16 protein-coding genes are annotated in these 19,009 nt (G+C 63.6%); 10 read left to right on the top strand and 6 right to left on the bottom strand.

The genetic code is table 11. The annotated features are described in order from the left end of the window. Positions 1–15 precede the first annotated feature (15 nt). Positions 16–2,196 (bottom strand): PAS domain S-box protein, encoded by a 2,181-nt coding sequence (locus tag Q0520_RS00590; protein ID WP_298665313.1) that lies wholly within the window; start codon positions 2,194–2,196, stop codon positions 16–18. 434 nt (positions 2,197–2,630) lie between these two features. Here Q0520_RS00590 and Q0520_RS00585 point away from each other — a divergent pair, with 434 nt between their 5' ends. Next, entirely contained in the window at positions 2,631–4,928 is a 2,298-nt protein-coding gene (locus Q0520_RS00585) for a lipopolysaccharide assembly protein LapB (protein ID WP_298665310.1), read from the top strand. On the opposite strand, the gene Q0520_RS00580 is transcribed toward Q0520_RS00585, so the two are convergent. Beyond that, positions 4,915–5,745, bottom strand: coding sequence for a nucleoside 2-deoxyribosyltransferase (locus Q0520_RS00580; protein ID WP_298665307.1), 831 nt, complete (start codon positions 5,743–5,745; stop codon positions 4,915–4,917). The genes Q0520_RS00585 and Q0520_RS00580 overlap by 14 nt on opposite strands. Before the next feature lie 30 nt (positions 5,746–5,775). Between Q0520_RS00580 and Q0520_RS00575 the strand changes: the two genes are divergently transcribed. Then, positions 5,776–6,273 carry a DUF367 family protein gene (locus Q0520_RS00575; protein ID WP_298665304.1) on the top strand — a complete coding sequence of 166 codons (498 nt, stop codon included), beginning with the start codon at positions 5,776–5,778 and terminating at the stop codon, positions 6,271–6,273. Positions 6,274–6,656: 383 nt separating this feature from the next. Here the strand turns inward: Q0520_RS00575 and Q0520_RS00570 are convergent, their stop codons facing one another. Together Q0520_RS00570 and glgP are read right to left on the bottom strand one after the other, a co-directional pair. Further along, positions 6,657–6,947 carry a 2TM domain-containing protein gene (locus Q0520_RS00570; protein ID WP_298665301.1) on the bottom strand — a complete coding sequence of 97 codons (291 nt, stop codon included), beginning with the start codon at positions 6,945–6,947 and terminating at the stop codon, positions 6,657–6,659. Positions 6,948–6,997: 50 nt separating this feature from the next. Further along, positions 6,998–9,157, bottom strand: a complete 2,160-nt coding sequence (glgP, locus tag Q0520_RS00565) for an alpha-glucan family phosphorylase (RefSeq protein ID WP_298665298.1) — start codon at positions 9,155–9,157, stop codon at positions 6,998–7,000. A gap of 237 nt (positions 9,158–9,394) precedes the next feature. On the opposite strand from glgP, the gene Q0520_RS00560 reads away from it, so the two are divergent. Continuing rightward, positions 9,395–9,886 (top strand): hypothetical protein, encoded by a 492-nt coding sequence (locus Q0520_RS00560; protein ID WP_298665293.1) that lies wholly within the window; start codon positions 9,395–9,397, stop codon positions 9,884–9,886. Here the strand turns inward: Q0520_RS00560 and Q0520_RS00555 are convergent. Beyond that, positions 9,883–10,596, bottom strand: a complete 714-nt coding sequence (locus tag Q0520_RS00555; RefSeq protein ID WP_298665290.1) for a helix-turn-helix domain-containing protein — start codon at positions 10,594–10,596, stop codon at positions 9,883–9,885. The genes Q0520_RS00560 and Q0520_RS00555 overlap by 4 nt on opposite strands. Before the next feature lie 4 nt (positions 10,597–10,600). Beyond that, positions 10,601–11,254 (bottom strand): hypothetical protein, encoded by a 654-nt coding sequence (locus tag Q0520_RS00550; RefSeq protein WP_298665287.1) that lies wholly within the window; start codon positions 11,252–11,254, stop codon positions 10,601–10,603. 155 nt (positions 11,255–11,409) lie between these two features. On the opposite strand from Q0520_RS00550, the gene Q0520_RS00545 reads away from it, so the two are divergent. From Q0520_RS00545 to Q0520_RS00515, 7 genes are all read left to right on the top strand, one after another. Beyond that, complete coding sequence (locus tag Q0520_RS00545) at positions 11,410–12,318, top strand: ABC transporter ATP-binding protein (RefSeq protein WP_298665281.1); 909 nt, start codon at positions 11,410–11,412, stop codon at positions 12,316–12,318. After that, entirely contained in the window at positions 12,315–13,433 is a 1,119-nt protein-coding gene (locus Q0520_RS00540; protein ID WP_298665286.1) for an ABC transporter permease, read from the top strand. The genes Q0520_RS00545 and Q0520_RS00540 overlap by 4 nt, the downstream gene beginning before the upstream one ends. Continuing rightward, entirely contained in the window at positions 13,430–14,878 is a 1,449-nt protein-coding gene (locus Q0520_RS00535) for an NEW3 domain-containing protein (protein ID WP_298665283.1), read from the top strand. The genes Q0520_RS00540 and Q0520_RS00535 overlap by 4 nt, the downstream gene beginning before the upstream one ends. Positions 14,879–14,977: 99 nt before the next feature. Continuing rightward, positions 14,978–15,886: an ABC transporter ATP-binding protein gene (locus tag Q0520_RS00530; RefSeq protein WP_298665281.1), complete on the top strand. Its 909-nt coding sequence runs from the start codon at positions 14,978–14,980 to the stop codon at positions 15,884–15,886. Next, positions 15,883–16,977 carry an ABC transporter permease gene (locus tag Q0520_RS00525; protein ID WP_298665278.1) on the top strand — a complete coding sequence of 365 codons (1,095 nt, stop codon included), beginning with the start codon at positions 15,883–15,885 and terminating at the stop codon, positions 16,975–16,977. Before Q0520_RS00530 ends, Q0520_RS00525 begins: the two co-directional genes overlap by 4 nt. Further along, entirely contained in the window at positions 16,974–18,056 is a 1,083-nt protein-coding gene (locus Q0520_RS00520) for an ABC transporter permease (protein ID WP_298665275.1), read from the top strand. The genes Q0520_RS00525 and Q0520_RS00520 overlap by 4 nt, the downstream gene beginning before the upstream one ends. Continuing rightward, positions 18,053–19,006: an ABC transporter permease gene (locus Q0520_RS00515; protein WP_298665272.1), complete on the top strand. Its 954-nt coding sequence runs from the start codon at positions 18,053–18,055 to the stop codon at positions 19,004–19,006. Before Q0520_RS00520 ends, Q0520_RS00515 begins: the two co-directional genes overlap by 4 nt. Positions 19,007–19,009 lie beyond the last annotated feature (3 nt).

Below are 19,009 nucleotides of genomic sequence, written 5' to 3'. Positions count from 1 at the left end.
CTCCTCATAAACACCTTACCGGGTGGGGGAGAGGAGGGTCCCCGAGGAGACCATGCCGGTGATCGCCCCGCTGTCGTCACGCACGATGGCGTTGTGCCAGAGGATGCAGACCTCCTCTCCGTCGCGCCCGAGCACCGGACTCTCTTCCTCGTCCGGGGGGACGACCTCGCCGGCCATGATCTTTTTGAAGTTCGCTTCCAGGCGGGAACGGAGGTGTGCCGGGACGAGGGCTGTAAACCAGTTCTTGCCGGTGATCTCCCCCTCTTTATACTCCAGGATGCGGCACCCCATCCTGTTCATCCGCTCGATCGTCCCGTCGGGGCCGATGACCGCGATCATCACCCGCGCCACGTCAAGATAACGCTGGGCGCGGTCGCCTTCGGTTTTCACCGTTTCCTGAGCCCTGATGCGGCCGATGACGTTGGCAACGAGGGCGGTGGTCGTCTCCAGGGCCCTGATGCCATACGCCGGTATCTCGGCGTGGCGGCGGGAGGCGACCAGGAAGACGGCTATAGGGCGGTCGCCGCCCATCACCGGTACCGCCGCCACGCCGGCGATCCCTTCCTCTTCGAGAGGAGCGAAGGCCGGGTCGAGGGTCGGGAGGTCGCCGGTCTTCCAGGAGACAGATGCCGGGCCTGAAAGGAGGGAAGCCGCCGCGGTGCCGGCACCAAATCGGCCCACTTTTGCGGTCAGGGTCGGCGGGACGCCGGCGGTGTCGGCAAGGACGAGGTCGCCGCTCTCGTCGTCTGCCATATAGACGGCGCCGGCGTCGGCGCCTGCCGCCTTCACCGCCGCATCCAGGCAGAGGGCCAGCGCCTCTTCGAGGGTTGTGGCGCTTCCGAGGGCGAGGGCGAGATCGCGCTGGCCCCGCAGGAGGGTGTCGGCGCGCACGTGGGTGGTGACGTCGCAGACGATCGTGAGGATGTACTTCAGCGTGCCGTCTGAACCGGTGATCGGGATCTTCTTGGCCTGGAGGTAGCGCTGCTCCCCGCACCTGAAGGAGACGGCGGTCTCCGGGCACTCGAAGGGTTTCTTCTCCGCGAGCACCTGCTCCTCGCCGCAGGTCATGAAGGGGACGAGGTCGGGCGGGAATATCTCGGCATCTTTCTTTCCTGTGAGACTCTCGGAGGTGTTGCCGGCAAAAGCCTCGGCAGAACGGTTGAAGAAGACGTAGGTGCCGCCTTCGATCTCCTTGACGAAGACCATGTCCGGGATATTCTGGACGATGCAGTGGAGGAAGGACTTCCAGCCGCGGACCCGCCTCTCGGCATGCTGCCTTTCGGTGACGTCCCGCGCCACCATGCGGAATCCGTCAAAGTCACCGATCTCGTCGAAGTCGGGGGTGCCGCTTGCCTCGAAGATGAGGCGGCGGCCGTTCCGGTGGAGGAGGGGGATGGAGAGGAGGGAAAAAGGTTCTGCCGATGCAAAGGGTGCGGAGAGTTTTGTCCCGACTTTTTCACGCTCGTTTTCCGGGACGAAGTCAAGGAGAGAGCGCCCTTCCATCTCGTCGGGTGCGTATCCGAGGAGGTCGAAACTCTTGGGACTGACATAGGTGAAGGCACGGTCGCTGTCCAGGTTCCATATGATATCGTTGATGTCCTCGACAAGTGCCCTGAACTTCGCTTCACCGGCACGGAGGGCCTCCTCGGACTGCTTCTGCTCGGTGATGTCCTCCAGGATGATGGTGATGCCGGGACTGCCGTCATTGAAGGCGGTCGGCAGGATCTTCATCCTGAAAAAGAACTCCCCGTCTGCCTGGAGGAAGCGGATCTCCTCGACGACGTCCTCACCGCCAAGGGCGTCGTCGATCCGCGCCCTGATCAGGGGGTGGTCGAAGGCCGAGAGCGCCGACTCCCCCATCGTCTTCCCGATCACCTCGTCGCGGCCGGTGTGGACGATAGAGAGGATGCGGTCGTTTGCCTGCACTACAGTGAGTTTGCGGTCCAGGATCACGACGCCGTCGGAGGCGAAGTTGATCATCGCGGAGAGAGGGACGCGCTGGGATGGGTAGAAGACCTTCGCTTTGCCATAGGTCCGCATCTCCACCTCGCCGGCGATGAGGAGCATGTCAAGATAGCGCGAGACCGTGTTTCTGTTGATCCCGAGGTCTCCTGCGAGGTCGGTGACCGACATACCGCGGGGGTTTGCCTTCAGACGCTCAAGGATCTTCGGGATCTCTTCAGGGTAGGGTCTCATGCCATATCTGATCTGCACCCGGTCAGTACTTATCGATTTCGTCGTCGTAAGGCATTATGCGAAGCCTCATGGGTAGCATCAATGCCATGCAATACCCAAAATGTTTATATGCCATTGCGATCAACACATGATCGCCGACATCCCATCCGGGGGTGGGGAAATCCCGGATGGAGTGGCAGAAATCAGGAACACCATCGACAGGCACCGTCACCTAACTCAAGCATACCTTCACATGCACCTCAAAGGTGCCTGGCACGCACATCACCTCTCGGTCATACCGGTTTGAAGGGGGAGGGCGGCCCTCCCCCTGTGCAATCAGGACACGTACACTCCTTTCCGGGGGTGGCAGGCCCCCGGAACCCTTTTTCCACTCTTGCGGATCAATACGAGTATCACGCCGGAGTGCATAGTGTTCGTACACGAGGTACGACGAGATGGACACGACCGTTGCACTGAACTTTTTCTGGGAACAGACGTGGACTGCATGGTGGACGGGGAAGAGGGCCGACCCCGCGACTGCGGCGCGTCTCCACCTCTTCCTCCTGAGGCGTGCTCGTGACATCGGTTTTGCCGCCTGGACCGCCGCCGGCGCATATGCCGACGACGGGGCGCGGGAGGCTTTCGGGGCGGCCCTGGAGAGCGCCCTCTCAGAGAACGCTCCCGCGGGCGGGAACAGGGCGGACTATCTCTGGCACCGTTACACTGCCCTCCTCGCCGCCGGCAGGGTCGAGGAGGCGGGTTTCGTCGAGACGATGCTTGCCTATCCGCGGGCCGGGACTCCCGACGCCTACCCGGCCCCGCCTGTCCCGGCAGGCGGGCACCCCACGGTCAGGGCATGGGAGCAGGCGGAGAAGCGGGCTGTTATGGCGGGAATCCGGTGGCCTGACCTCTACTTTGAGACCCCTTTCACCACCGGTTTCCCGCACACCCAGATCATCCCGGCCGAACTTGAGATCACCTCCTTCGCCTTTGCGGCCCTCAGGGATGCGCTGGGCGGGAGACTGCCGGCAGGCGGTGCAGGGTCCTTCGAGCACTTCGTCAACGATGCCGTGACCGTCATCACCTTCGCCTGGTTTGCGGCGAAGACGCCGGACGAGCAGACGGAAATCCTCAATGCCGCCTATCCGTTCACTCTCGAAGAAGAGACCCTCGACGCCTTTGTCGGCATCTTCGACGACTACGAGACCCTCCTCGGGGAAGCTGGAGGTCTTGTGAAGAGAGGTTTTGCAGACGAGGCAAAGACCGTCTATGCCTATACGGTCCTCCACACCGACGACCCGGCCCTCCACAACGTCGCCTACGAGAACCTCGCCGTCCTCTTCAGGGAGGAGGGGGAGTATGAGAAGGCCGCCGGGTGTGCGGAGAAGGCGCTCGCGATCAGGGAGGGGATGGCCGACCGCGACCTCTTTGCGATCGCCATTGCAAAAAAGAACCTTGCAGAAGTGCTGTACCTTGCCGGTGAGACTGAACGCGCCCGGAGCCTCACCGTTGCGGCGCTCGACGCGGCCGGCGGTATCGAGACGGGGAAGGCTGCGACCCTTCTCTGGGCGATGGCATCTTCTTTCAGGCGGACGGGGCGCTTTGAAGAGGAGTACGCCCTCCTCACCCGTATCCTCGACCTTGATGTGCAGGGCGAGGCGACGGACGCCGCGGTCGAGCGTCTCTTCTCGATGGACCAGTACGCCCGCCCTGACGGAACCTTCGACCTGAAGGGTCTGGCGGCGGTCGAGGAGAAGAGGCGGTACCTCGACCTCTTCGGCAAGGGTGCGGTCCTCCTCCAGGCCTTCCAGTTCGACCGGGCCATCAGGTGCTTCGAGGCGGCCCTCGCAATATCGCGGGACACCGACCTCCTGCGGAACATCGCCATAGCCCACCGCCTGTACGGTTCTCCCGACGCCGCCCGGCGGTACCTGGAAGAGGTCCTCGCCGCCCGCCCCGGCGACCTCTATGCCCTCATGCACCTCGGTCTCCTGAAGGGCGGGGAGGAGGGGGGTGTCCATATCAGGGAGGCGATCGGGCGGGCCCTCGACGCCGGCGCCGACCTCGCCCTCGTGCTCTACCCCCTGGTCAGCGGCCTTGTGGCCGGGCCTGACGATACGGTCCTTCCCGGCATCGAACGCTTCGGCGACCTCCCATCCCATGACGGGGCCCGCGCCCTCTACTTCCTCGGCGCCGGGACGATCCTCTCAGACCTCGGGTGCGCCGACGCCGCCGCCACCTGCTACAGGCGGGCCCTGAAGGCGAACCCCCCGGCCGCAGTGCGCGGCCGCGTCCTCAGGAACATGGGTGCCCTCGCCGCCGACGGTTCCGACCCTGCACGGGCGGCAGACCTCCTCGGCCAGGCCCTGAAGTTCTCCCCTGAAGACCCGACGGTCTGGCACCGTCTTGCCGGCGTGCGGGCGGCGCTCGGCGATGCCGGGGGTGCTGCCGCGGCGGCCCGCGAGGCTGTGCGCCTCCTGCCGACAGATGCCGCGTTCAGGAGGGAGAAAGCGCTGCGGGAGGCACAGGCGGCGGTTGCACCCCGCATGCCGGCCGACAGGACGGCGGCCGCCCTTGTCGCCGCGGCAGAACGGATGATCGAGGAGGAGGGGAGCGCCCCCCTCGCCCTCAGGGCCTATGCCGCGGCTGTCGAGGCGGCCGGCGGCGAGGCGCCGGACGTTCCGGCGCCCTCGGGTTACGATGGGGCGCTCGCCGCAAGGGAGCGCCTGATCGCCGCCCTCAACCGCGCCTGAAGGCCTCTCCGATGGCAGGGACGATCTCCCCGACGGCGGTCACGACTGTCGAGGACTCCTCGAGCATCAGGTTCACGTGCTCGTTGTGGCCCGCCCGCCTGAAGTCTGTCCGCAGGGCGATGACCGGGGTGCCGCGGGCATGGGCGTAGCCCATCTCCCATGCGGTCCCCGAGTCCGCGTCCGCCCCGTCGACGACGGCGACAACGGCGTCCGCCTGCTCGATGGCCTCGACGTCCCGGTGGAAGATCTCACGCTGGGAGGAATGTGTCCGCCCGGCGTCGGTGTCCCCGACTTCCTGCGGGAGGAATACATCATAATACGCTTCTTCCAGCATATCCCGCACTTTTTTGTTGAAGTCCCGCTCGGCCTCGGAGAAGAGGGGGGCGGCAAGATAGATCCGGTAGCGTGCGAACTCCTGCACGTCGACGGCCCTGACCTCCGGGAACCGCCCCAGGAATGCGCCCCTCCCCTCCTTTTTTTCGTCGTGCCAGGTGGTGTTCACACCGCAGCACGGCGACGAGTCGACGCCGACGATGCAGAGGGGAGGCCCCCTCTTTTCGACGACGGCCCGCACCTCCCCCTCCATCCTGTCGAGGACGGCGGCGAAGGCGGGAGTGTCCAGGCGCTCCACGAAGGTGCCGGGCGACCGGCCGCGGCCGAGGTAGGCGGTCTCAGGGCAGGGGAGGGGGACGACCTCGATCCCGAAACGCCGGCAGCGCTTGAGGGCGGCCGCGAAGGCCCGGAGGTCCGACTCTTTCGTGATCCCGTCGGCCCTCAGGGTGGGGTCGAGGAGGCAGGGAGTGACAAGGACATACATTCATCTCCACTCTGCGCCAAACCGAGATAGATGATACGCCTCTTTGCCTTCAGGGACAACTCCTGCGACCCCAGGAAGTGCACGGTGAAGCGCCTGGAAAAGTGGGGGATGGTGAGGGTCTTCGACTCCCTCGCCCGTATCCCGAGGTCCTCCCTCATCCTGGACCCGACGGCGGAGCAGGCCCTCTCCCCGGCAGACAGGAGCGTCCCCTCGATCACCGCCCTCGACTGCTCCTGGGAGGTGCTCGACACCGGCGAGGTGGCCCGCTGGCCTCTCCGCCGGGCCCTCCCCTACCTCGTCGCCGCCAACCCGGTGAACTTCGGCCGCCCCCTCCGCCTCACCTCGGTCGAGGCCTTTGCCGCCGCCCTGTACATCGTCGGCGAGACGGAGCAGGCGAAGGCCGTCCTCTCGAAGTTCAACTGGGGCCTCCACTTCCTCGAACTGAACGCCGACCCCCTGGCCGAGTACGCCGCCGCGAAGAACTCGACCGAGGTCGTGGCTATCCAGGCGGCGTACATGCCTGAGTGAGGGGCGTCCCCTCACTTTTTCGCCGGGGAAGGCGGTGTATTGATGTATCGAGCCGGGGGGCATGCCCCCCGCACCCCCCTCCTCAGGATAGGGACGGGACGGCAATCTCCCTCCTCAGGATCTCTACTCTCCCTTTCCGGGGCCAATCCTAATTTCCGGGGACGAGCATCAGCGAGTTCGAGAAATCGGAGGTTTTGAGTTCAGGGGGCAACGAGAAAGCCATCAGGCTTTCGAGATGCGAACGAAGTGAGCTAGAGAAGACGAAGTCTTCGAGTAGTCCCCCGGTCTCGATTATGGGGAAGGCTGTTGATCGGTGTTTCTTGCACTGGAGTCTCCCCGGCCTGTGCTAAGGGGAAGGCGAGAGGTTGGTCTCTCCCTTCTCCTCACCTCTTCTTCTCCTTCTCCATGATCTCCCTGACCTTCCTCTCCTCCCAGTCCCGCCCGAAAAATCCCTCTTCCACAAAGGTGCTGTAGGCATGGACCAGCAGGCCGATGCCCCAGAAGATGACGACCCAGTAGAACCACCATGTGGTCGGGCTCGTGAACCAGTTGATCAGGAAGAGCATCGTGTTTATGATGATGTAGACGGCGAGGTGGCCGTAAAAATCCTTGATCTCCTTGACCTGCCGGAGGGCGCGGTCATAAGAGGTAGAGTCATGGTCTCCGTCCTGCATTACTCTCCTTCCCTGCCGCCGTGGGGAATAAACTTTCCGTTTTGCCTCCTTCACCGGATCACCGGGATGCCGGCCGCGGCCAGGATGCGGGGGTAGTAGCGGTGCACGTACTCCTTCACCATCCTTTTTGCCGAGAAGGCCGGGGCATTGCTCCGTATCGCCTCCTTCATCGTCTTCACCCAGCCGTGCGGGACGCCGTGGAGGTCTGTGGCGTAGTAGAGGGGGACCACCTCCTTCTCCAGGGTCTCGTAGATGGCGTTGGCGTCGGCCGCGTCCCTCTCGCCTTCGACGACCTCGCCGCCGAAAGCCCAGCCGTTCCTCCCGTTGTAGCCCTCGGGCCACCACCCGTCGAGAATTGACAGACTCGGGACCCCGTTCATCGCCGCCTTCATGCCCGACGTCCCGCTCGCCTCCCAGGGCGGGAGGGGGTTGTTGAGCCAGAGGTCGACGCCGTGGACGAGGTACTGGGCGAAACGCTCGCCATAGTCCTCGATAAAGGCGACCTTGCCGCCGAATTCATTTGAGCGGGCGTACTCGTAGACCCTTTTGAGGAGGCGCTGCCCCTCGATGTCGTCGGGATGGGCCTTGCCGGCGAAGATGACCTGGACGGGGTACCACGGGTTGTTCACGATCCTCTTCAGCCTCTCAAGGTCTCGGAAGATCAGGTCGGCCCTCTTGTAGGTGGAGAAGCGGCGGGCAAAGCCGATGGTGAAGATCATCGGGTCGAGGAAGACGCCCTCGGCGACGATGTTCTCCGGGGTGTCAGAACCGTCGGCCCATGCCCGCCTCTCCATCTCCCTGATGCGGTTGAAGAGTTTCGTCTTGAGCCAGAGGTGGAGGCTCCAGAGTTCTCCGTCCGGGATCTCGTTGACCAGTTCCCAGACGACCGGGTTGTCATGCTCCATCTGCCAGTATGGGCAGACGGCACCGATGTAGCGGTCGAAGAGCGCCTCCATCCTGGGATTGAGCCAGGTGGGCAGGTGGACGCCGTTCGTGATGGCGTCGATCGGCACCCTCTCCGGCGGCAGACCCGGCCAGAGGGGTTGCCACATCTGCCGCGTCACCTCGCAGTGCTTCTTCGAGACGGCGTTGTGGTAGGCGGAGAGGCGCATCGCGCAGGCTGTCATGTTGAAACCGGCGCCTGGGTCGTCGGGCCGGGTGCCGAGGGCGAGGAAGTCCTCCCGCGAGATCCCGAGGCACCGGTAGTAGTTCTGGAAGTAACGGTCTATCATGTCGTGCGGGAAGATGTCGTGCCCCGCGGCGACCGGCGTGTGGGTGGTGAAGACGCTCGTGCCCCGCACCAGTTCGAGCGCTTCCTCGAAGTTCATGCCCTGGCCGACCCGCTCCCGCACTCTCTCGACAAGGGCGAAGGCGGGGTGACCCTCGTTGAGGTGGACGCCGGTGTAGTGGACGCCGAGGTAGGAGAGGACTTTTCTCCCGCCGATCCCGAGCACGATCTCCTGGAGGAGACGCTGTTCCCTGTCGCCTGCATAGAGGCGGTGGGAGATGGAACGGTGTTCCGGCCTGTTCTCCTCGATGTCGGTGTCGAGGAGATAGAGGGGTACCCGCCCGACCTGCACTTTCCAGACGGCGACATGGATCGGGGGCTCGATGTGCGGCACCCGCAGGACGAGGTGCTCTCCCGACGGGTGGAGCACGCGGGTGATCGGGGCGCTGTCCCGGTCGAGTCTCTCCTCGATATTCAACTGCGAACCGTCGGGTGCGATGTGCTGGCGGAGGTAGCCGGCCGAGTACATGAAGCCGACGGCGACGAGGGGGACGCCGAGGTCGGAGCACTCCTTCAGGTGGTCGCCGGCGAGGAAGCCGAGGCCCCCGGCATAGAAGGGAAGGGAGTGGTGGAGGCCGTACTCCGCGGAGAAGTAGGCGATGGTGACGGGACGGACGGCCGGGTACTGCTCGGTGAACCAGGTGTTCTTCCGCCCCATGTACTCCTGGTAGCGCTCCATGATGATGTCGTAGCGGCGGAGGTACTCCCGGTCCCGCGTCACGCGGCTGAGGAACTCCCCGGGGACCTCGCGGAGCATCCTGACCGGGTTATGCCGGCTCTCTTTCCAGGCCTGGCCGTTCACCTGCTTGAAGAGGACGCGGGCGGCAGGGTGCCAGCTCCACCAGAGGTTGTAGGCGAGGTCGACCAGTCCCGCGATCCTCTCGGGGACGCGGCTGAAGGAGACCGGGTCGGTGGTGTCCATGGTCGGGGCGATAGATCGGGAGAGCGGTATATATTGGTATGGGACGACGTTTCCCCCTGTCCGGGGGAGACGTCTCAAAGCCATTCATATTCTCTCTGATATCCATTTAAGCATGCAATAATTTGTTAAATGTTGATATGGTACCTGCTTCACCGGGAAAAGTATATATGTCAACATCGTATTTACTCACTGAGACCGCCGGTCCGGGGAGACACCCCGGTCCGGGAGGTGAGGACCATGCAATATGTGTTGACCACAATCATCGTACTCATTGCCGTGACCTGTACGGTCACCGGCATGGCAATCGTCGCTACCTTTCCGGGATATTTCCAGATGGGGGGAAATGATGCGGGCGCGGGTTCTTCCGATCCCGGGGCTTCCGCCGCTTTTCAGGCGGTGATGGCCTGCCACGGCATAGACTGCAGTGCGGGGGCGCTCGCCGCCGCACCTGATACCATGACGGTACCGGAAGAAATGGCCCTTTCGGCGAGGTCCTTCGGCCTTGCCGCGCGGGTGGAGACGGGTCTCTCCCTCGCCGACCTGGGGGAGGTCGTCTACGAGAATGGGCCTGTGATCGCCGCCCTTGATGGGGGGGAGTACGCCGTGGTCACCGGCGTCGGCGGCGGGAATGTCACTCTTGAATCTGGAGTGTCTCTCAGCGCCACGGATTTCAAGGATCTCTGGGCAGGCGGGGAGTGCCTTGTCATCAGGGGACCTGAGTCCTCTTAACTCTCTTTTTTCCCGAGCCAGGCGGTGAGGTCGGGAACTGCCTCGTCCCTGATAGCGTACCTGACCGTCCGCCCTGACTTCTCCTGCTCCACGATCTGATCTTCCATCAACCTCTTCATGTGCCAGGTGACGGCCGGGGCCGAGACCCCGACGGCGTCGGCGATCTCCTGCCTTGACGGTGTGTCTCTGCGGAGAAGTTCCTTGAGGATGGCGCGGGTGGTCTCGTTTCTCAGGTGCCTGAGGACGGTCTGCTGGGCCGCGGTGTAGGTGCCGCTGTTCTCGTAGAAGTGGAGGTGGCCCCCGTCGTCGAGGGTGGTGATCGTGTGGTTCTCCTGCAGGACGCCGAGGTGGTAGCGGAGCGTGCTCATCGGTGTGTCTGTGGCCGCGGAGAGGGCGCGGAGGTGGATGCCGGGCGTCTTCCTGATCCTGTCGAAGATCTCCGACCTGACCGGGTTGCCGAGGAGTTCCTCGCGGCTCATCTGACGGCACCTGAGGGATATCCATGTCCAGAACCCGGTGAATGTCTCCAGGGGGAGGGTGCAGAGTTCGATGAGGATGACCCAGAGGGGGAGTTCGAGAAGGGAGACCTCGCGGGGCGTCAGCGGGAGGCCGGACGGCGGGTTCAGGTGCCCTGAACTCACCGTGTAGCCGGCTGAAACCGTCCTGACAAGGGCGAATGCGAGGAGCAGGAACAGGGTCTGGCGTCTCATCTCTTCACTCAATATATGTCTGGATGGTGGCATTCTCCCGTGAGGCGGCGAGGGGGGCGGTCATCTTGAAGGTCCATGTGCCTGTCCCGACGCCGCCCTCGCGGGAGAATCTGAGGAAGATCCGCCCGTCCTCCTGCCCGTCGCTCCCGTCCCTGAAGGTACCGAGGAGTCCGCCGGGGTGGTAGACGGTGAGGGCATGGTCGCCGTCGCCCTCCCATCTCATGTCGACCCAGAGGGTCATGTCCGGCGAGGAGACGTCCTGACTATAATAGCGGGAGAGGGAGAGGACGGGGACGGCGGGTTGTGTGAATGCGGCCTTTCTCTCTTCGACAGCGCCGCCGGCCTCCTTCGCCGCGGCGCCGGTGACGGCAGGGTAGATGGTGATATAGTCTGCTTCGTTGATCGCGCTGTCCCGGATCTCAAGGGCGACGGTCCCCTCATCCTCTATCTTCGAGGCGGGAATGGTAGGATAGGCTATGATGTAGGTGTCGGTGCCTCTGTCCGTGATGATCATGCTGTCGCCGGAGTCGACCAGCACGATCTCCAGGTGTGTAGAGGTGGTGATGGGCGCGGCCTGTAGCGTCGCCGCCCCCGCGCCGGGCGCGAGGAGAAGGGCGAGCAGGAGTGCGAGCGCCAGCGTCCCTATCCACCTGTCCATGGGTATGATCTGCACGTCCCTCCATCTTAAAGGATCTGGCACAAATGTTTACGGGTTCTCCGTCTTTGATCCGACGCGTAGACGATTGTGCCATAACGACTTTTATATCCGGCATCCTATGCATCTTCATTATCCGGAGAATGGACTGAAGAACCATGATACGATGCGAACACCTGACAAAGGTCTATAACGGCGTCCCTGCCGTCGACGACCTCTGCCTCGACATCCCGGAGGGTGAGATCTTCGGGCTTCTCGGGCCGAACGGTGCCGGGAAGAGCACGACAATCCTGATGGTTATCGGCCTTATCGAGCCGACCTCGGGGGCGTGCTATATCGACGGGACAGAGGTCGCCACCAACCCGATCGAGGTGAAGAGAAAGATCGGGTACATGCCCGAGGACGTGGGCTTCTACGCGACCCTCACCGCGGAGGAGAACCTCGAATATTCTGCGAAACTCTACGGGATGGACGGTGCGACGCGGCGGAAGCGCATCCCCGACCTCCTCTCCCTTGTGGGCCTCGAGGGGGTGACGAAGGTCGTCGGGGGGTACTCGAAGGGCATGCGGCAGCGTCTCGGGATCGCAAAGGCCCTGATCAACGAACCGAAGGCCGTGATCCTTGACGAACCTACGGCGAACCTCGACCCGCAGGGGGTTGCCGACTACCGGCGTATCATCCGGGAGACGGCGGAGAACGGGACGACGGTGCTCGTCTCCTCCCACATCCTTTCCGAGGTGAGCAAGGTCTGCACGTCTGCCGGCATCCTCTCGCACGGGAAACTCGTGGCCTCGGGGCGGTGGGAGGATCTTGCCCGCGCCGGCGGGAGCGGTCACGTGATCATCCGTGTCGAGACGAAGGCGCCGATGCCGGAGTTCTCGCACCCCTCCCTCATCTCGGCGGAGTATGCGGACGGCCACCGTGCGGCGCGGCTCGTCGCCGAGACGGACATCTGCGACGCCGTCGCCGAGGCGGCGGGGCCCGCCGGGATCCGGCGCCTTGAGCGCGACGAACCCGACCTCGAGGACGTCTTCCTCTCCTACTACCACGAGGAGGCGACCTCGTGAGGTCGGCAGGACTGAAGGTGATCGCGGGGAAGGAGTTCCGCGACCACCTGCAGAGCAGGAAGTTCCACCTCATCTTCGGGGTCTTCCTGGTCATCGCCGTCATCGGGCTCATCGGCGGTGCCGTCGAGTACCAGAAGCAACTTGACGACTACAACAAGAACCTGGCGGATGTCTCGGGCGACGAGTTCGAGTCGCACTCGTTCTTCTCCTGGAAACCGACGATCCTCTCGGCCTTCAACGAGATGACCACGTTGATGACGACGATCGGCGTGATCCTCGGGATCGCGATGGGCTTTGACCTGATCACGCGGGAGAAGGAGAGCAAGTCCCTGAAGATCCTGCTCTCGCACCCGATCTACCGGGACGAGGTGATCAACGGGAAGGCCCTCGGCGGTGTGGCGGCGATCGCCCTTGCAATGGGGATCGTGCTCGTCCTTTCCCTGGCGGTCATGCTCCTCTTCGGGATCGTCCCGAACTTCGAGGAGACGGTGCGGATGTTCCTCTTCGGAGCGCTCTCGTTCCTGCTCGTCTTCTCGTTCTTCGCGATCGCCCTCTTCATGTCGACGGTCGCAAAGGACAGCGGGAGTGCGATCATCTACACCCTGATCATCATGATCGTGCTCTCGTCCCTCCTCCCGATCTTCACGTACGGCTCGGTGTACACGGCGGTCTTCGGGCAACCCCCCGACCCCCCCGACACCTCCTCCATGACGCATTACGGCGGCTATGGCGGCATGTACATGACGTCGGCGGTGGCGGTCGACGCAGAAGGCATGGTGAGCGACCCGGAGGTCGACGAGGCCTGGCAGGAGTACGAGGAGAAGTCGCGGGCCTACTGGGAGCAGAGGCAGGCGGTCTACGATACCGTCTCCCTCCTCTCCCCGACGAACAACTACCAGAGACTGGCCATGGCCGTGACCAACCCGCAGATGGCGAAGATGATGATGAATAGTTACGATCCGATGTCTGCCGACGAGGAGATCCCGCAGGACGGGTTCTCGGCGCTCTTCGCCCTCCTCGGCGATATGGCAAAGAACATCGCCGCCCTGATCATCACGCCGGCCCTCTTCTTCGGGCTTGCGTGGGTGCGGTTCATGCGGGAGGACGTGAGATGACCTCAGGATACGGGGCGCCCGCCCTCCTCCTTGCCCTCCTGATGCTTGTCGCGACGGTGGTGCCGGTAGCGGCTGAGGGGACGACTGCCGGGTCGGTCTCGGTCACCTGCGACTTCCCCGGTCAGGTGATCGAAGCCGGGGAGACGGCGACCTTCACCCTCACCGCAACGAAAGGCGCGAACGCGGCCGGTGGCGGCGACATGATCAAACTGTGGACGGAGAAGTTTGTCGGGAGCAGGAACTGGGAGATGCGTTTTATTGACGGCAAGACCGAGGTGAACCGCGTCTCCATCCCGTCGGGCGGGTCGAAGACCGTCACCCTTGAAGTGGAGACGGCGGCCGACACGCCTGTCGGCGACTACCCGGTGAAGGTGCATGTCGGCGACGGTTCGATCTGGCTGTATGTCACCATCTCGAAGACGCACACCGGCGAACTCGGCACCCTGCAACTCCTGGTGACCGACAAGGACGGGGAGAAGGTGAAGGGGGCGACGGTCGAGGTCTTCCGCGGGAACGAGCACGAGGCCTTCGACAGGGTGATGACGACGGCCGACGGCCGGATCAGCACCGGCCTCCCGCAGGACGTCTACCGTCTTGTCATCTCGAAGCCGGGCTACCGCTCTGCCGAGAAGAAGGACGTGAAGGTGAAGTGCGGGATCACGACCGACGCCGGCACGGTGATGCTGGACAAGTCCTCGTATGCGGCCGAGGTGACGGTGAAGTCGTCCCTGATCACGACACCGGCAGGGAAGAACCCGACCTTTGAAATGAAACTGCGGAATGTCGGGAAGGCCGACGACACCTACAGGCTGACGGCCGACGGCCTCCCCGAGGGCTGGTATGCCCGGTACAAGGAGAGCGCCTCGGACACGAGCGACATCTCGGAGATCCTGGTCCCTGCCGGAGAGGATAAGACCCTCTTCCTGGAGGCGATCCCGCCGTACGGCACGAAGGTCGGCGACTACTCCTTCAGTGCCGTCATTGAGTCCTCGTCCGACACCTATACCGAGGACCTGACCGCGAAGATCAGCGGGAGTTATGAGATGAGGCTCTCCGCAGACAGGTACAGGTATGAAGCGAACATGGGCGAGACCGTCGACTTCAGCGCTTCGGTGCGGAACATCGGCAATGCCGGCGCCCTGACCGGTATCAGGTTCGAGGTGAGTGCGCCGCAGGGATGGAAGGCGACCGTGACGCCGACGAACATCACGAGTCTCCAGCCCGGCGAGTCGAAGAAGGTGAGCGTGAAGGTGGTGCCGCCCCCGAATATCGTCGCCTCCGAGTACAAGGTGACGGTGAAGGCGATATCGGACCAGGGTGAGCAGAGCGACGACTTCAGGATCGTCGTGAAGGAGCAGTCCTTCGCCGCCATCCTCGGCCTCCTCCTGCTGGTCGGGATCGGTGGCGGTGTCTGGTACTACTTCAGGAAGTACCAGCGCCGCTGAACTCCCCTCCCTTTTTTGATAGATAGAGAGTTTACACAGAATTGTTTTATAATTGCGACTCCATGGATCTCCATAATCCGAAAAAAGGAATGGAGAGCCATGATACGATGCGAACACCTGACAAAGGTCTATAACGGCGTCCCTGCCGTCGACGACCTCTGCCTCGACATCCCGGAGGGTGAGATCTTCGGGCTTCTCGGGCCGAACGGTGCCGGGAAGAGCACGACAATCCTGATGGTTATCGGCCTTATCGAGCCGACCTCGGGGGCGTGCTATATCGACGGGACAGAGGTCGCCACCAACCCGATCGAGGTGAAGAGAAAGATCGGGTACATGCCCGAGGACGTGGGCTTCTACGCGACCCTCACCGCGGAGGAGAACCTCGAATATTCTGCGAAACTCTACGGGATGGACGGTGCGACGCGGCGGAAGCGCATCCCCGACCTCCTCTCCCTTGTGGGCCTCGAGGGGGTGACGAAGGTCGTCGGGGGGTACTCGAAGGGCATGCGGCAGCGTCTCGGGATCGCAAAGGCCCTGATCAACGAACCGAAGGCCGTGATCCTTGACGAACCTACGGCGAACCTCGACCCGCAGGGGGTTGCCGACTACCGGCGTATCATCCGGGAGACGGCGGAGAACGGGACGACGGTGCTCGTCTCCTCCCACATCCTTTCCGAGGTGAGCAAGGTCTGCACGTCTGCCGGCATCCTCTCGCACGGGAAACTCGTGGCCTCGGGGCGGTGGGAGGATCTTGCCCGCGCCGGCGGGAGCGGTCACGTGATCATCCGTGTCGAGACGAAGGCGCCGATGCCGGAGTTCTCGCACCCCTCCCTCATCTCGGCGGAGTATGCGGACGGCCACCGTGCGGCGCGGCTCGTCGCCGAGACGGACATCTGCGACGCCGTCGCCGAGGCGGCGGGGCCCGCCGGGATCCGGCGCCTTGAGCGCGACGAACCCGACCTCGAGGACGTCTTCCTCTCCTACTACCACGAGGAGGCGACCTCGTGAGGTCGGCAGGACTGAAGGTGATCGCGGGGAAGGAGTTCCGCGACCACGTGAGGAGCAGGCGTTTTCTCTGCCTCCTCGGGATCATGCTCGTCATCGCCGCCGTGGGTCTGGTCTCGGGCATGGTCCAGTACCACAAGGACGTCGAGAACTACAGCCGGGCCTGTGCGGCGATCAGCGAGAATGAAGGCGCAACGATACCTTTCTTCATGAAGCCGTCGCCGCTCGCCGCCTTCTACCAGATGGCTTTCCTCCTCTCTTCCCTCGGCGCCGCCACCGGGATCGCGATGGGTTTCGACCTGGTGACGCGGGAGAAGGAGAGTCGGTCCCTGAAGATCCTCCTCTCGCACCCGATCTACCGGGACGAGGTGATCAGCGGGAAGGCCCTCGGTGGCATGGCGGCGATCGCCCTTGCTGTCTTCATGCTCATAGCCGTCTCTTTTGCCGTGCTCCTCCTCTTCGGGGTCGTCCCGAATCTGGACGAGACGATACGGATCCTCATCTTCGGGGCGCTGTCGTTCCTGATGATCGTCGCGTTCTTCGCCCTCTCCCTCTTCTTCTCGACGGTGACGGAGACGAGCGGGAGCGCCCTTGTGTCCACGCTCATCGTCTTTATCACCCTCTCGTCTGTCGCCTACCTGATCACGTCGGGCGCGGGGGTCACCGTCCTCGTCGGCGACCCGCCGAAGATGCCGGGGGAGTCCTATGATTATACTGTCCGGACAGGGCCGGATAGCGAGACAGGTTTCTGTGGTGTGTCCGACGGGGGGATGGACCCCGAGGAGTTCAAGCAGAAGTTGGAGGAGTACGAGGCGGCGATGACGGCCTACCAGGGGAAGAGGCAGGCGGTAACCGATGTGTTCGCCCTCCTCTCCCCGGACAGGAACTACGAGAAACTCTCGTTTGCGGTGGCAGAACCCGGCATGGCCCTGGCGTCCCGGCTGGACCCGGGTCAGGAGGTGCCTGAAAGCGGTCTGTCGGCGCTCTCCGGTCTTCTCGGGAGTCTTGCAGGCAACATCGTCGCCCTGCTCGTCTTCCCCGCCGCCTTCTTCGGGCTTGCGTGGGTCCGCTTCGTGCGGGAGGACATCAGATGAGGACGGGCGTCCTCGGGACGATCGCGGGGAAGGAGTTCCGCGACCATGTGCGGAGCAGGAGGTTCAGGACTCTCACCGCGATCCTTGCTATCATTGCTGTCACCGCCCTGATCGATGGTGCGTTCGCCTACCAGCAGAACCTGGACCAGTATAACGAAGCGCAGGCTGTCGCATCAAGCGAGGACGGGGGTGGTATGGGCGGGTATTCGAGCTTTAAACCCTCGGTTCTCATGGCTTTCGAGCGGATGGGTTACCTGCTCTCGACGATCGGGGCGGTCCTCGGGATCGCGATGGGTTTCGACCTGATCACCGCGGAGAAGGAGAGCAAGTCCCTGAAGATCCTGCTCTCGCACCCGGTCTACCGTGACGAGGTGATCACCAGCAAGGCCATGGGCGGGGTTGCGGCGATCGCCCTTGCGATGGGGGTCGTGTTCCTTCTCTCCCTTGCGGTCCTCCTGATCTCAGGCGTCGTCCCTGATGTCGAGGAGATGGTGCGGATAATCATCTTCGGCCTGATCTCGTTCCTCTTCGTCTTTTCGTTCTTTGCGATCGCCCTCTTCATGTCGACGGTCGCAAAGAACAGCGGGAACGCCCTGATAGGATCTCTTGCGATTCTTATCATCGTCGGCGTATTCTTTCCGTCCTTTTTCGGCAATGCCGCCATGACACATGCCATATTCGGCGCCCCGCCCGAATCGCCCCAGATGGGCGGTGTCATCTCCTTCAACGATGCGGAGTGCGAGCAGATGTGGAATGAGTACAGGGAGAAGAGCGTGAGGTATCAGATGGCGTTGCACGGATACTATGACCTGACCGCCCTCCTCTCTCCCACCAAAAACTACATGCAGATGGCGATGGCGGTGGCCGACCCGCGCGATACGGCGGCAATCGTATCGGGAGCGATGTTCCAGGACTGGGACGAGACGCAGGAGTTTTACGCGGATCTCCCCGACAGCGGGCTTGCGATCCTCGCCGGGATGCTCGGCTCCCTTGTGAAGAACATCGTCGCCCTGCTCGTCTTCCCCGCCGCCTTCTTCGGGCTTGCGTGGGTCCGCTTCGTGCGGGAGGACATCAGATGAGGACGGGCGTCCTCGGGACGATCGCGGGGAAGGAGTTCCGCGACCATGTGCGGAGCAGGAGGTTCCACCTCTTTCTCGGCGTCATGCTCGTGATCGTCGTTGCCGGGATGGTCACGGGGGCGGCCCAGTACAGCGCGGACCTCGCCGCCTATGCGGAGACGCAGGCGGTGGTGTCGGGCGAGTCGGGCCCGTCCGCGGGCGGGCCGAGTGTGCTGTCGTTTTTTTCCGGGATGTTCATGAGCACGGCGCAGGTGGGTGTTTTTCTCGGGATCGCGATGGGCTTCGATCTGGTCACGCGGGAGAAGGAGAGCAAGTCCCTGAAGATCCTGCTCTCACACCCGGTCTACCGGGACGAGGTGATCAGCGGGAAGGCCCTCGGTGGCGTGGCGGCGATCGCCCTTGCGATGGGAGTCGTGCTCATCCTCTCCCTTGCGGTCATGCTCGTCTTCGGGATCGTCCCGGGCCCCGACGAGGCCCTGCGGATTCTTGCCGCGGCTCTCATCTCCTTCTTCCTGATCGTCTCTTTCTTCGTGCTCGCCCTCTTCTTCTCGACGGTGGCGGAGACGAGCGGGGGGGCTCTCGTCTCCTCTTTTCTCGTCTTCATCATCGTCGCGGAGGTCGTCCCGGTCCTTACCGTCGGTGCAGGGTCTTCCCTCCTCACCGGGCCGTCCCCCTCCCCGCCGGCAGAGTCCGGGGACCTCGTGTCCGCCGAGGAGATGGAGGCGTATGAGGAGGCGTCGCGTGCCTACACGGAACGGATGCGCCTTGTCAGGGACGCTGGCGTCCTCCTCTCCCCGCAGACCAACTGCAAGGGGATCCTGAATGCCGTGACCACGCCGGGCGTTCCTGTTCCTCCTGACTTCGCCCGGAACATCGTCGCCTTCGCTGTCTTCCCGGCGGCCTTCTTCGGGCTTGCATGGGTGCGTTTCCTGCGGGAGGACATCAGATGAGGA

Source organism: uncultured Methanofollis sp. (assembly GCF_937919355.1).
Taxonomy (GTDB): Archaea; Halobacteriota; Methanomicrobia; order Methanomicrobiales; family Methanofollaceae; genus Methanofollis.
Note: the sequence above shows the minus strand (reverse complement) of the source record. Positions and strands in the feature narration are given on the sequence as shown.

Coding starts and splice junctions, on each gene's coding strand:
- Q0520_RS00590 (WP_298665313.1), bottom strand. CDS start 2,196: ATGAGACCCTACCCTGAAGAGATCCCGAAGATCCTTGAGCGTCTGAAG.
- Q0520_RS00585 (WP_298665310.1), top strand. CDS start 2,631: ATGGACACGACCGTTGCACTGAACTTTTTCTGGGAACAGACGTGGACT.
- Q0520_RS00580 (WP_298665307.1), bottom strand. CDS start 5,745: ATGTATGTCCTTGTCACTCCCTGCCTCCTCGACCCCACCCTGAGGGCC.
- Q0520_RS00575 (WP_298665304.1), top strand. CDS start 5,776: ATGATACGCCTCTTTGCCTTCAGGGACAACTCCTGCGACCCCAGGAAG.
- Q0520_RS00570 (WP_298665301.1), bottom strand. CDS start 6,947: ATGCAGGACGGAGACCATGACTCTACCTCTTATGACCGCGCCCTCCGG.
- glgP (WP_298665298.1), bottom strand. CDS start 9,157: ATGGACACCACCGACCCGGTCTCCTTCAGCCGCGTCCCCGAGAGGATC.
- Q0520_RS00560 (WP_298665293.1), top strand. CDS start 9,395: ATGCAATATGTGTTGACCACAATCATCGTACTCATTGCCGTGACCTGT.
- Q0520_RS00555 (WP_298665290.1), bottom strand. CDS start 10,596: ATGAGACGCCAGACCCTGTTCCTGCTCCTCGCATTCGCCCTTGTCAGG.
- Q0520_RS00550 (WP_298665287.1), bottom strand. CDS start 11,254: ATGGACAGGTGGATAGGGACGCTGGCGCTCGCACTCCTGCTCGCCCTT.
- Q0520_RS00545 (WP_298665281.1), top strand. CDS start 11,410: ATGATACGATGCGAACACCTGACAAAGGTCTATAACGGCGTCCCTGCC.
- Q0520_RS00535 (WP_298665283.1), top strand. CDS start 13,430: ATGACCTCAGGATACGGGGCGCCCGCCCTCCTCCTTGCCCTCCTGATG.
- Q0520_RS00530 (WP_298665281.1), top strand. CDS start 14,978: ATGATACGATGCGAACACCTGACAAAGGTCTATAACGGCGTCCCTGCC.
- Q0520_RS00520 (WP_298665275.1), top strand. CDS start 16,974: ATGAGGACGGGCGTCCTCGGGACGATCGCGGGGAAGGAGTTCCGCGAC.
- Q0520_RS00515 (WP_298665272.1), top strand. CDS start 18,053: ATGAGGACGGGCGTCCTCGGGACGATCGCGGGGAAGGAGTTCCGCGAC.